The organism is Enterococcus sp. NPDC086594, assembly GCF_044746145.1.
Taxonomy (GTDB): domain Bacteria; phylum Bacillota; class Bacilli; order Lactobacillales; family Enterococcaceae; genus Enterococcus_D; species Enterococcus_D entomosocium.
In genome coordinates, this window is record NZ_JBIVBP010000013.1 from 58,759 (window position 1) to 70,793 (window position 12,035).

Annotated in this window: 11 protein-coding genes; 10 read left to right on the plus strand and 1 reads right to left on the minus strand. The window is 42.0% G+C overall.

The features are described from left to right. Window positions 1-7: 7 nt before the first annotated feature. From ACIPK1_RS14835 to ACIPK1_RS14875, 9 genes are all read left to right on the plus strand, one after another. Window positions 8-898, plus strand: coding sequence for a carbohydrate ABC transporter permease (locus tag ACIPK1_RS14835; RefSeq protein ID WP_176257025.1), 891 nt, complete (start codon window positions 8-10; stop codon window positions 896-898). Between the two features lie 12 nt (window positions 899-910). Continuing rightward, window positions 911-1,762, plus strand: coding sequence for a carbohydrate ABC transporter permease (locus ACIPK1_RS14840; RefSeq protein WP_005227285.1), 852 nt, complete (start codon window positions 911-913; stop codon window positions 1,760-1,762). 8 nt (window positions 1,763-1,770) lie between these two features. Next, the gene (locus tag ACIPK1_RS14845; protein WP_008376104.1) at window positions 1,771-2,187 is read left to right on the plus strand and encodes a hypothetical protein; all 417 of its coding nucleotides are present in this window, start codon (window positions 1,771-1,773) and stop codon (window positions 2,185-2,187) included. 15 nt (window positions 2,188-2,202) lie between these two features. Next, a complete protein-coding gene (locus ACIPK1_RS14850) occupies window positions 2,203-3,159 on the plus strand; it encodes a family 43 glycosylhydrolase (protein WP_400451265.1) in 957 nt (318 codons plus the stop codon). A gap of 18 nt (window positions 3,160-3,177) precedes the next feature. Then, on the plus strand, window positions 3,178-4,800 hold the full coding sequence (locus tag ACIPK1_RS14855) for a glycoside hydrolase family 43 protein (RefSeq protein WP_086299049.1): 1,623 nt from the start codon (window positions 3,178-3,180) through the stop codon (window positions 4,798-4,800). Window positions 4,801-4,810: 10 nt separating this feature from the next. Beyond that, complete coding sequence (locus ACIPK1_RS14860; RefSeq protein ID WP_086299050.1) at window positions 4,811-6,256, plus strand: alpha-N-arabinofuranosidase; 1,446 nt, start codon at window positions 4,811-4,813, stop codon at window positions 6,254-6,256. Window positions 6,257-6,260: 4 nt separating this feature from the next. After that, window positions 6,261-6,527: a DUF6171 family protein gene (locus ACIPK1_RS14865; protein ID WP_005232191.1), complete on the plus strand. Its 267-nt coding sequence runs from the start codon at window positions 6,261-6,263 to the stop codon at window positions 6,525-6,527. 137 nt (window positions 6,528-6,664) lie between these two features. Continuing rightward, complete coding sequence (locus ACIPK1_RS14870) at window positions 6,665-7,591, plus strand: AraC family transcriptional regulator (RefSeq protein WP_086299051.1); 927 nt, start codon at window positions 6,665-6,667, stop codon at window positions 7,589-7,591. 33 nt (window positions 7,592-7,624) lie between these two features. Continuing rightward, complete coding sequence (locus ACIPK1_RS14875; RefSeq protein ID WP_086299052.1) at window positions 7,625-9,625, plus strand: TIM-barrel domain-containing protein; 2,001 nt, start codon at window positions 7,625-7,627, stop codon at window positions 9,623-9,625. Between the two features lie 124 nt (window positions 9,626-9,749). Here ACIPK1_RS14875 and ACIPK1_RS14880 read toward each other — a convergent pair whose 3' ends face one another. Then, window positions 9,750-11,015, minus strand: coding sequence for a glycoside hydrolase family 27 protein (locus ACIPK1_RS14880; RefSeq protein ID WP_101698805.1), 1,266 nt, complete (start codon window positions 11,013-11,015; stop codon window positions 9,750-9,752). 120 nt (window positions 11,016-11,135) lie between these two features. Between ACIPK1_RS14880 and ACIPK1_RS14885 the strand changes: the two genes are divergently transcribed. Continuing rightward, entirely contained in the window at window positions 11,136-12,035 is a 900-nt protein-coding gene (locus tag ACIPK1_RS14885) for an AraC family transcriptional regulator (RefSeq protein ID WP_060792630.1), read from the plus strand.

Consider the following 12,035-nt stretch of genomic DNA (forward strand, 5'->3'; position numbering starts at 1 on the left):
GAAGGGAATGAAAGGAATGAAAAAAAAGAGCATTAACTGGGCATCAATCGCATTCATTGGACCACACATGGTACTCTTTATTATTTTTGTATGTATTCCAACGATCTATGGTATTTATGCTTCATTTACGCAATGGAATTTGATCTCTGATCCAGTCTGGGTCGGTTTTAACAACTATAAAACATTATTGTTTGATAGTTCCTCGACATTCTATACCCAATTTTGGAATGGTTTGAAAAATACCTTTATTTTCGTTTTGATCATGGTGCCGTTACAAATCATCATTCCACTGATGATTGCAGCTGCATTGCAACATAAAAAAGTGAAGCTGAAAGGACTTTTTCAAGCAATTCTATATATTCCAGGTCTTATCTCTGTTTCAGCAGGTTCTTTGATCTGGTCATTGATTTTCCACTCTCGATTAGGTGCCATCAATAATATTTTTGGGTTCGATTTCTCTTGGGCTTCGCGACAACCCTATGCATGGATCTTGATTTTTGTTGTCAGCATTTGGGGAGCGATCGGTGGTAACATGATCATTTATCGCTCAGCTTTAGCGGGTGTCAATGAAGACCTTTATGAAGCGGCAGAGATCGACGGAGCTGGAGCATTCCAAAAATTCTTGAATGTGACCTTGCCATCTATTCGCTTTCCACTGTTATATACGATCGTGATGACAACTGCTGGAGCATTTAATGTCTTTGCACAGCCTTTGATGATGACAGGTGGAGGTCCAAACCAAAGCACGACTGTATTGATGATGTATATCCGCTCACTGGCTTTTAGTCAAGGAGAATCAATTGCAGGAATGGCTTCGGCAATGGCAGTCATCTTAGGATTGATCATTATGTGTGTGTCCGTATTTCAATATTTTCTTTTAGATAGAAGCAATACTTAAGGGGGCAAAAAAATGAATACACAAAAGAAACATATACCTAGTATGGTCATCGCATATTTGTTTCTGATCGTTTTATGTATCATCTGGGTTATTCCATTGATTTTTAGCTTTGCCACTTCTTTTCGTTCTCAAACCGAAATCGTCTCTACTGGGTTTCGTTTATTACCCGTAAACTGGATATTAGATAACTATGTAGCGATTTTGACTAATACGTCTACTGCACCAATTATGCAGTGGTTATGGAATTCAATGTTTATCGCAGTCACGCACACTGTTTTAGTTGTGATCGTTGTTTCAGTGACCGCTTATGGCTATGGCAGAATGCGGTTTAAATACCGTGATCGTATCTTTTATCTTTTGATGGGGATCTCGATGTTTCCCGGTGTAGTGAATTTGATCCCGTCTTACAAAATCATTGAAACCTTCGGCTGGGTCAACTCTTCTCTTGCTATGATTATTCCAGGCTTAGCAGGGATGGGAAATATCTTTCTTGTGCGACAGTTTATGAAAGGTATCCCGCTTGAATTTGACGAGTCAGCACGAATGGATGGTGCAGATGAATTTACAATTTTTGCAGAGATCATCGTTCCTTTGATCAAACCTGTGTTGATCGTTGCAGGCCTCTTTTCTTTCACAGGCTCATGGAATGATTTCTTGTGGCCAGTGATCGTGTATACGGATGTTAGTAAGATGCCGATTACAGCCGGTTTGCTATTACTACAAGACATTTATGGCAACTACCGAATGATTGGTCAATTGATGGGCTCGGCATTGATTGCGATCATTCCAACCGTCATGCTGTTTCTATTTGCTCAAAAATACTTCATTGAATCTATGAACTTAAATGCAGGAATAAAAGGATAGTGAAGATCATGAATCGAAAATTGGAAAGAAATTTACTACGTGCCAGTGCGGTCTGGGATGTCTGTATTGGTCTCGTAACGATGTTTGGGTATTATCCTTGGTTTGAAGAACAAGGGATCGCAGCATTTCAAAATCAAAATCAGTATGAATACTTGCAGTCAAGTCTGGTAGGAATGATATCGAAGGTAGTTATGATCGTTGCGTTAGCGACGATTTTGATGGGCGTTATCAGTTGGATCAACGCGAAGAATATGCGAGACAAACAAATAAACAAAGGAACGATACGTTGGATGATCGCCTGTGTCATCATCCATTTGATCATCTATGATGTGATCGGTGTCGTCCTCTATTTACTAGCTACGACGATGTATATGTCTAAAAACAAAGCAATAAAAATACTAAAAACGGAAAATGGAATTTTTTAAGAAGGTGTAGAATTTATGGCAGAAAATTATTTGGAACCGATTGTATTAGAACGTGCAGACCCATGGATATACAAGCATACCGATGGATATTATTACTTCACTGGATCAAAACCAGGGTATCAGGAAATCGAATTAAGGCGTGCGAAAACCTTGAAAGGTCTGGCTGACGGTGAAGTGAAAGTCATCTGGACGGCTCATGCCGAAGGCCCCATGAGTGAGCTGATCTGGGCACCAGAGATTCATTTTATTCAAGGAAAATGGTACATCTATTTTGCTGCTGCAGATCATGGAGAAGTCAGAAATGATCAGCATCATCATCGGATGTTTGCGATCGAAAATGCGAATGAAGATCCCTTTGCAGGCGAGTGGGTAGAAAAAGGACAGATCGAGACGCAATTTGAGAGTTTCAGTTTAGATGCTACGGTATTTGAACACAGGAACCGATTGTATTATGTCTGGGCACAAGCAGATCCAAACATTCCAGGCAATTCCAATCTTTATTTATCAGAGATGGAAAATCCTTGGACATTGAAAGGAAAGCAGATTCTGCTGAGCATTCCTTATTATGAATGGGAAAAAATCGGCTTCAAAGTGAACGAAGCTCCAGCTGCTTTGATTAGAAATGGAAAAGTGATCATTACTTATTCAGCCAGTGCGACGGATGAAAACTACGCAATGGGACTGTTGTGGGCAGATGAGGATAGTGATCTATTGAATGGGTATTCTTGGCATAAGTTGAAGGAACCAGTCTTTTCAAGTTCTGAACAAAATTCCCTATACGGACCAGGACATAACTCCTTTACAGTCGATGAGGAGGGGAAACAAGATATCTTAGTGTATCATGCAAGACCAGAAAAAAATGATTACAGTAATCCTTTAGAAAATCCCAATCGACATGCGTACGTCCAACCGTTTACTTGGAAGAAAAATGGATTGCCTGATTTTGGCGAACCCGGTGTAGTCAAAGGATAGATAAAAGAGAGGGAAAAAATGAATACAAAAAGAAAAATGCTCTGTTTAACCATGTCCGTTTTTTTTACTAGTTTATTTCTTGCTGGCTGTCAAACAGGAGATGCTGCTGAGCAACTTTCACAAAAGGAGTGGGAAACAACGACAAAAAATCGAGTGTCGATTCATGACCCCTCGATTACTTCTATTCATGTTGGTGACCAAGAGCTGTTTTACGTATTTGGTTCGCATCTCGCCCAAGCGAAAACAGAAGATTTACAAACTTGGGAAGTACCTTTCACTCACGAATATGAATCAATGGAAGACAATATGATCTATGGTAACACAAAAGAAAATCTAGCTGAGACTTTTGAATGGGCAGGCTACGATGATGCCGATTCAAAAGGTGGTTACAGCCTTTGGGCACCAGATGTCATTTGGAATGCTGATTATGAATGGTCAAATGGAGACAAAGGAGCCTATATGCTCTACTACTCAGCTAGTTCTACTTGGCGGCGTTCAGCGATTGGATTGGCCGTAGCTAAAACAATCGAAGGACCCTATAGCTATGCGGATACCGTGATCTATTCTGGCTTTACAGAAAAAGATTCGACAGATGGTAGTGAACGCAATACCAACTATCAAAATACCCATTTGGCGAAATTGATCAAAGAGGGGAAAATCAGTGGGTTCAGTGAAAACTGGGCGATCGAAGATGGTCTGACGTATAACACCGATTATGCGCCAAACGCCATTGATCCAGCGTTGTTTTATGATGAAGAAGGGAAACTATGGATGACCTATGGTTCTTGGTCGGGCGGTATCTTTTTATTAGAAGTTGATCCAGCCACTGGAAAACCAATGTATCCTGGGGAAGATAGCACGACGGAAGATGGGCGTATCATTGATCGCTATTTCGGGATCAAGCTTTTTGGCGGCTATCATCAATCAGGAGAAGGTCCCTATATTGTTTATGATGAGGAAACCGATTATTATTACCTATTCGTCACTTATGGTGGTTTAGCAGCAAAAGGTGGTTACAATATGCGACTATTTCGCGCTGAAAAACCAGAAGGACCTTACCTTGATGCCCAAGGAAATAGCCCAATCTTCGAACAAGGGGACCAAAATTCAAACTACGGCATCAAATTGATTGGCAACTACCAATTCTCGTTTCAACAAATGGGGTATCGAGCAGCGGGACACAATTCGGCGATCATCGATGAGAATGGTCAGTGGTCCTTGGTGTACCATACGCGCTTTAACAATGGAACCGAAGCCCATGAAGTGCGGGTCAACAGAATGTATATGAATGAGGAGGGCTGGCCAGTTCCAGCACCCTACGAGTATCGAGGCAATGAACAAATAGCAGATGCTTTGTCAGAAGATGACATTATCGGACGCTATGAAATCATTAACCATGGTACCGACAATGGAACGACCATGCTAAAAACGCAGACAGTCGAGCTTCAAAAAGATGGAAGCGTTACTGGTGACTTGACCGGAACTTGGACGTACGATGCGGGAGACTTGGCATTGACTTTTGAAAAAGCGACCTTCAAAGGTATCTTATTAAGTCAGGAAATAACAGAATTTGAGCAGCAAAAATTAACGTTTTCAACGATTGGCGATAATAATGAATCCATTTGGGGAATCAAAGAATAGGAGTATAACAATGACGATTAACATTCAAAACACAAAATCAGGAACAACGATCAGTAAATATATCTACGGTCATTTTGCAGAGCATCTAGGCCGTTGTATCTATGAAGGATTATACGTTGGAGAAGATTCGTCGATCCCAAATAAAAATGGGATGCGGATCGATGTGGTTGAAGCACTGAAAAACATTCAAATCCCGGTGCTGCGTTGGCCAGGCGGCTGCTTCGCCGATGAATACCATTGGAAAGACGGAATTGGACCTAAAGAAAACCGCAAAACGATGGTCAACACTCACTGGGGCGGCGTGACTGAAAACAATCATTTCGGGACCCATGAATTTTTTGAATTGATCAAGCAGCTGGAATGTGACGCGTATGTCAACGGCAATGTCGGCAGCGGAACGGTGCAAGAAATGTCGGAATGGGTGGAATACATCACGATGGATGGCATTTCTCCGATGGCTGATCTTCGCAGAGAAAATGGCCATGAAGAAGCGTGGGAAATGAAATTTTTTGGCGTAGGAAACGAAAACTGGGGCTGCGGCGGCAATATGCGGCCAGAGTATTATGCGGATCTGTATCGCCGCTATCAAACCTATGTCCGCCAATACGGCGACAAAAAAATCTACAAAGTCGCCGGCGGAGCGAATGTCGCAGACTATCATTGGACAGAAACGCTGATGAAAAACGCCCATTGGTTGATGGACGGCCTAAGCTTGCACTACTACGTTCATCCGCAAGGCTGGGAAGAAAAAGGTAGCGCCTTGGAATTTGATGAGGCAGAGTGGCAAGTGACCTGTGAAAAAGCAGCCTACATGGATGAATTATTGACCCGCCACAGCGCGATTATGGACCAGTATGACCCAGAACAGCGTGTGGGAATCATTGTTGATGAATGGGGCACTTGGTTCTCAGCAGAACCTGGTACGAATCCAGGCTTCTTATACCAACAAAATACGATCCGTGATGCCATGGTCGCAGCGATCACCTTGAATATTTTCCATAAACATGCCAAGCGAGTGCATATGGCAAATATCGCACAAACCGTCAACGTCCTGCAGGCGATGATTTTGACAGATGGCGAACAAATGGTGAAAACCCCAAGCTATCATGTCTTTGATTTGTACAAAGTCCATCAAGATGCTGAAACCATTGATAGCCATGGAACCAGCAGCGATACCATTACGTATACGATTTCGAAAAAAGAAGATACGATCCATCTATCGGTTTGTAATTTTGCTACCCAAGGCACGGAAGAATTATCCTTCTCCCTTGAAACAGCGATCAATGAAGTGAAAGAAGCTCGTTATATCGTGGGAAACAAAATGAACGCACACAATGATTTTGATCATCCTGAAGATGTGGTGATCCAAGACTTCACCGCTTACAATGTTGAAGAGAACAAAGTCAGCTTGCGGGTGCCAGCAATGAGTGTTCTAACGATCTCATTGACAGTCTGATCCCATGACTTGTAAAGGATGCGAAGTGAAAGATGCTGCGGCAGCAGCACAGGAAGACATTGAATCCTTGATTGCAGAACAACTTTCTTTAGAAAGCGACTTGGCTTCGCCGGAGATCGTCAGTAGGAGAATCGTTGTTTGTGAGACTTGTCCATTGCGATTGAATCATACCTGTACCAAATGCGGCTGCTTTTATCGGTTTCGCGCAAATTTAGCTAAGAAAAACTGTCCTGCAGGAATGTGGGAACAAACAGGGCAGCTCGTCAAGTAGCTGTCCTGTTTGTTTCAATTGGTCAGAAGGATCAACAGATAAAACATTTTTTCGATTACGCTTACATAAACGTTGTAGATACGCTATGATAAAACGAAAAACAATGTTAATAAAGTGGAAAGTGAGCGAGTGATTCAATGAAAATAAATCAACCCGCAGCGCTTACTTATTATGAAGCTGCGAATCATGGCACGGAAGATTTCCCATTAGCATATTATCCTAATTTAGTGAGTGTTTGGCGAGAATTCTTTTTTGTGCCACATTGGCATAAAGAAATCGAAATTTTATGTGTCCATCAAGGACAGCTAGAATTAGTCGTTAATGGAGTCTCACGCAAGATTAAAGCAAATACGATCGTACTGATTCCTCCCAATACTTTACACACTGCCTATCGAATCGCACAACAAAGCTGCCGTTTTTCATGTATCGTTTTTTCTGAAAAATTAATTACGAGTCGGCAATCAGATAGAATTCAAAGCCAACAAATCGATCCTTTTTTGATACAAGAATGTGTTACTTCTTATGTGGATTTTCCAGATAAAAGTCAACAAAGTCTCAGCTTGTTTCAACTATTTGATCAATGCTTTATGGGGAAATCGTCCTATCGTGAATTACGTCTGAAAGGGATCGTTATCCAACTCTTGTCATATCTATTAGAAGTTGGGACTGACCAGCCAGCAAAAAAATCAAGCGAGCGCCTCCAAGAAAAACGGGAAAAAATGGTTTTATCTTATATTCATACTAATTATCATGAAATGATCCAATTGCAAGATTTGGCCGATTCTGTTTCCTTAAGTAAAGAGCAATTCACACGATTTTTTAAGCAATCATTTCGAACTTCCCCAATGGCTTATCTAAATCATTATCGCTTGATCCGATCGGCAGAATTGTTGCGAGAGACTGATTTGACCATGGTGGCGATCGCTCAAGCTATCGGTTTTTGTAATAGTAATCATTTTTCTGTGTGCTTCAAAAAGATGTTTGGTGAGACTCCTACACAATATCGGAAAAATGACATGATTACGATAGAACACGCCATAAAATCGAAGGATAGCCCTCTGTAATCCAGCTATACTGAAAAAAAGGAGGGTTCAAAAATGTCGTTTTTTTCAATAGGTGAGAATTACCTCGAATTTCAAAATGGAAATGAAGTCGTGCGTATTATTGCTTGGGGCACGAACAGTTTGCGGGTGGTGAGTGCACCGTCTGGTGAACTAGATTTATCCTGCTGTGCATTATTAACACAAGATTCTAAGGCCGAGGTTGCGATTGAGGGGGATGTAGGAGCTATCGGTAATGGAAAAATCCACGCAGTAGTCACCAAAGACGCAGGCTGGAACAACTATGGCAAGATCACTTTTTACAATCAAAAAGGCGAAGTGATTTTGAAAGAGGCAGCATCTGGCGGTGCGCTCTTGAAGAAGGCGCGGTTTTTTAAGTCGATTATTGGAGGAGATTTTCAACTAAAAGCTACTTTCGAAGCCAATCGTGAGGAGAAAATCTATGGTATGGGGCAATATCAACAGGATATTTTTGATCTAAAAGGGTGTAATTTAGAATTAGCGCATCGAAATTCACAAGCTTCGATCCCCTTTTATTTATCAAACAAAGGATACGGCTTTTTTTGGCACAATCCAGCAATCGGTTCGGTCTCTTTTGGTAAAAATACGACCGAATGGCGTGCCGAAAGTACGAAGCAATTGGATTACTGGATCACTGCTGGAGAGACACCAGCTCAAATCGAAGAACAATTTAGCCAAGTGACAGGACGGGCACCTATGATGCCCGAATATGGCCTAGGATTTTGGCAATGTAAACTTCGCTATGCGACACAAGCGGAAGTAGTGGCGATCGCTAGGGAACACAAAGAGCGGAACATTCCCGTTGATGTACTAGTGATCGATTATTATCATTGGCCGCGCTGTGGTGATTTTCGCTTTGATGAAAATTTCTTTCCAGACCCCAAGGCGATGGCAGAAGAAGTACGAGATAAATATGGAATCGAGCTAATGGTATCGATCTGGCCCCAAATCGACACGCGTAGTGAGAATTTTCAAGAGATGAAAGAACAAGGCTTATTAGTCAAAACGGATCGCGGCATTGATGTACAGATGTTGTTTCATGGGAATAACATCTTTTATGATCCAACAAATCCTAAAGCTCGAAACTATGTCTGGGAGAAAGTATCAAAAAATTATGTCAATAACGGCATTCGCTTGTTTTGGTTGGATGAGGCTGAACCAGAATTTGGTACGTATGACTATGATTCCTATCGTTATTATGTAGGGAGTGTGTTGCAAAAAGGCAACATTTATCCCCGTGAGTATGTTCGTGGTTTTGATGAGGGAGAAGCTTCCTCACAAAAAGAACATTCAATCAAATTGGTTCGTTGTGCTTGGGCGGGCAGCCAACGATATGGGGCATTGGTTTGGTCCGGCGATATTCATTCGACTTACCAAGACTTTCGCAACCAAATCGTTGCTGGCATGCAAATGGGGTTAGCAGGCATCCCGTGGTGGACAAGTGACATCGGCGGATTTCATGGTGGTTCTGTGACAAGTCTAGATTTTCAAGATTTATTGATCCGCTGGTTTCAATACGGGACTTTTTGTCCAGTCATGCGATTGCACGGTTCACGTACTCCCCATAAAAAAATCTTCAAAGCAGATGGTGAAGAAACAGAGCAAACCGGAGCAGCTAACGAAATATGGGCGTTTGGGGAAAAGAACTATGAGATTATGAAAAAATTTATTGGAATTCGTGAATTGATGCGGGACTACTCGCGTGAATTGATGCGCGCAGCTCATGAAAAAGGAACGCCAGTCATTCGACCAACTTTTTATGAATTTCCAGAGGATCGCCAGGTATGGGAACTGACAACACAGTATCTCTATGGTTCTGATATTCTAGTGGCGCCCATCGTTGTAGCGCATGCTACTGAGCGTGAGGTATATTTGCCAACAGGAGCAAAATGGACCGATGCTCGAGATGGAACTATCTATGAAGGTGGACAATGGATTGTCGCACAGGCACAAATTGATTCCTTACCAATCTTTTTGCGAGAGGGAAAACAGAGTTACTTGATTCATGAAGTATAGGCTGGAAATGGTTACGGTCAGTTGTTTGTAAGACTGGTAGGTACCTTGTTGAGAGGGTAAGAACAATATGAATAGAAAAGCAACACAATGTGCTCGGCACATTGTGTTGCTTTCATTGAGAGGACTATTGTAATGGGCTTTTGAGTAACAAGACACCATGAGTAGGAACCTCAGCATTGGCAATTGTTTGTTCTTTTTGTTGCCATAACTCAGTGCCGCTTTTAATTGGTAGTAAAGCAGCGATCGATTTTGGGATGGTTTGCGTTTGATCAGAAACATTGAAAATGGCATAGTAGACTGCTGTGTCGCTCAACGCCTCCCAAATGATCCACTCTTGATCACGATAGAACTCTTTTTTCGTATAAATTCTTCGATACATTTCTAAGACTTCAGTATTCGTCAATAAACGTAAGGTAAAGAGATCGATGTCTGGTAAAGTACCACCAAACATCAATGGAGATTGGAAGATCGTCCATAAACTCATCAATAAGTATTGCTCGTCTTCCGTAAAACGTGTCCAGCTGTCACCACCGCCTCCATCAACTGCTCGAATGCCGATATGACCCAACGGTAGCATATCACAGTCAGGCCAGTTACCTGGACGAACGAAAGGTGCCCACTCTGCTGCTCGGTCAAACATGGCGTAAAGGGCGTCCCAATGATCCCAAAAGTCATCCGTCAAGCGCCACATATTGGCATGATTTTGAAAGAAACTACCATTTTTGAGGGCAGCTGGTCCGGGAGACAAAGAAAGGACGATCTCTCGACCGGATCGATCGATTGCACGGCGAATCGCTTTGATTTCTGCTTTATGGGCATCACCGTAAATTTTCGAATCGCCGATATCATCCACCTTTATAAAGTCAACACCCCAAGAAGCATATAATTCGAGCAAAGAATCATAATAAAGCTGTCCTTCAGGCAATGAAACATCGACCCCATACATATCGGAATTCCAAGGGCAGATTGAATTCATAGCAATGTCCCGTGCCCGTTTATCCGTTCCTTTGATCGGCGTATTTTGATGAACTGCTTGTCGTGGAATGCCGCGCATGATATGGATACCAAACTTCAGCCCTTTTTGATGCAGATAGTCACCAAGTTTTTTGAAACCAGCGCCATCTTTTGCTGAAGGGAAACGGTTCTCAGCAGGAATCAAGCGAGAATAGTCGTCCATACACAACGGATAAAAATCATTGTACCTTGTAGACTTTGCTTCTGGTTCGCTCCATTGAATATCCACGACGACATACTCCCAACCATAAGCTTTCAAATGCTCTGCCATAAAATCGGCATGGGCGATCACTTCTGCTTCGGTCACAGAAGCGCCATAGCAGTCCCAAGAATTCCATCCCATTGGGGGTGTTTGTGCAAAATGTAAAAAAGACATCGATTTCCTCCTAGTACGTTTTTCTTATAGTATAGTAAGCAATAAAAAAGAGAGGGAAAGTTTTGTCTACTAGAAATAAAAAAGAAAGAAATCGTCAACGAATGAAAAAGGAGTTGATCAATGGTGTTTCCACAAGAAACAAACTATGCGAAGATTACAGCATACTATAGTGTTGCCCTTGAGCGTTTTTCCATGGATCCACATCAACACCCAGCGTGTGAGATCATGTTTGTGACCAAAGGGAAGTGTAAGATAAAGGTGCAAGATCAAGTAATTGTTCTGGAAAGAAATGATTTCGTTTTCATAAACGCGTTTGTGGAACACGCCTTACTCGTTGAAGGAGATTCCTGCACCTTACTGAATATTGAATTTCTTCTGAGTGAGACACCGTCCGGCCTTTGTGTTCGTGATGTTTTTGCATACATCAAAGGAAATGTACAATTGAATGAGCCTTACGCGAAAAGTCGCGATGTCCGCCAATTTGGACAAGCGATCAAGTCATTGCTGCAGCTGCTAATGATCGATGATACTCAAGAGCAACCGTCTGCTGAACGGCAATTTACGATCGAGCTCTTGTTTAAGCGGATGTTGATGGAATTAGCCTTTTCATTACGTACGAAAGAAACCAAACGGGGCAATTGCTATGTGAACGCTGCGGTCAACTATATTCAACAGCATTTTGATGAAGATATTCAAGTCTCCCAAATCGCAGCGGCTGTGGGGATTACGAAAGCCTACTTGCATAAACTCTTTCATGAGCAACTGGGAGTGACGGTCAACCATTTTCTCACCAGTGAGCGTCTGAAGCAGGCAGCATTTTTACTAAGCAATAGTCAGCTGCCAATCGTCGAAATTGCCGCTCAAGCAGGATTCAACAGTAGGCAGCACTTTACCAATACCTTTAAACAGAAAAAAGGCATGAGTCCTAAAGTTTATCGTCAAATCTACACCCATCAAATCAAAGAAGAAGCAGGACAACATATATTGGGGGAACATACAGCTTTTTTAAGAATGAAGTAA

Excerpts from the sequence above, each read along its gene's own strand:
- ACIPK1_RS14835 (WP_176257025.1), top strand. The coding sequence starts at position 8 with ATGAAAGGAATGAAAAAAAAGAGCATTAACTGGGCATCAATCGCATTC.
- ACIPK1_RS14840 (WP_005227285.1), top strand. The coding sequence starts at position 911 with ATGAATACACAAAAGAAACATATACCTAGTATGGTCATCGCATATTTG.
- ACIPK1_RS14845 (WP_008376104.1), top strand. The coding sequence starts at position 1,771 with ATGAATCGAAAATTGGAAAGAAATTTACTACGTGCCAGTGCGGTCTGG.
- ACIPK1_RS14850 (WP_400451265.1), top strand. The coding sequence starts at position 2,203 with ATGGCAGAAAATTATTTGGAACCGATTGTATTAGAACGTGCAGACCCA.
- ACIPK1_RS14855 (WP_086299049.1), top strand. The coding sequence starts at position 3,178 with ATGAATACAAAAAGAAAAATGCTCTGTTTAACCATGTCCGTTTTTTTT.
- ACIPK1_RS14860 (WP_086299050.1), top strand. The coding sequence starts at position 4,811 with ATGACGATTAACATTCAAAACACAAAATCAGGAACAACGATCAGTAAA.
- ACIPK1_RS14865 (WP_005232191.1), top strand. The coding sequence starts at position 6,261 with ATGACTTGTAAAGGATGCGAAGTGAAAGATGCTGCGGCAGCAGCACAG.
- ACIPK1_RS14870 (WP_086299051.1), top strand. The coding sequence starts at position 6,665 with ATGAAAATAAATCAACCCGCAGCGCTTACTTATTATGAAGCTGCGAAT.
- ACIPK1_RS14875 (WP_086299052.1), top strand. The coding sequence starts at position 7,625 with ATGTCGTTTTTTTCAATAGGTGAGAATTACCTCGAATTTCAAAATGGA.
- ACIPK1_RS14880 (WP_101698805.1), bottom strand. The coding sequence starts at position 11,015 with ATGTCTTTTTTACATTTTGCACAAACACCCCCAATGGGATGGAATTCT.
- ACIPK1_RS14885 (WP_060792630.1), top strand. The coding sequence starts at position 11,136 with ATGGTGTTTCCACAAGAAACAAACTATGCGAAGATTACAGCATACTAT.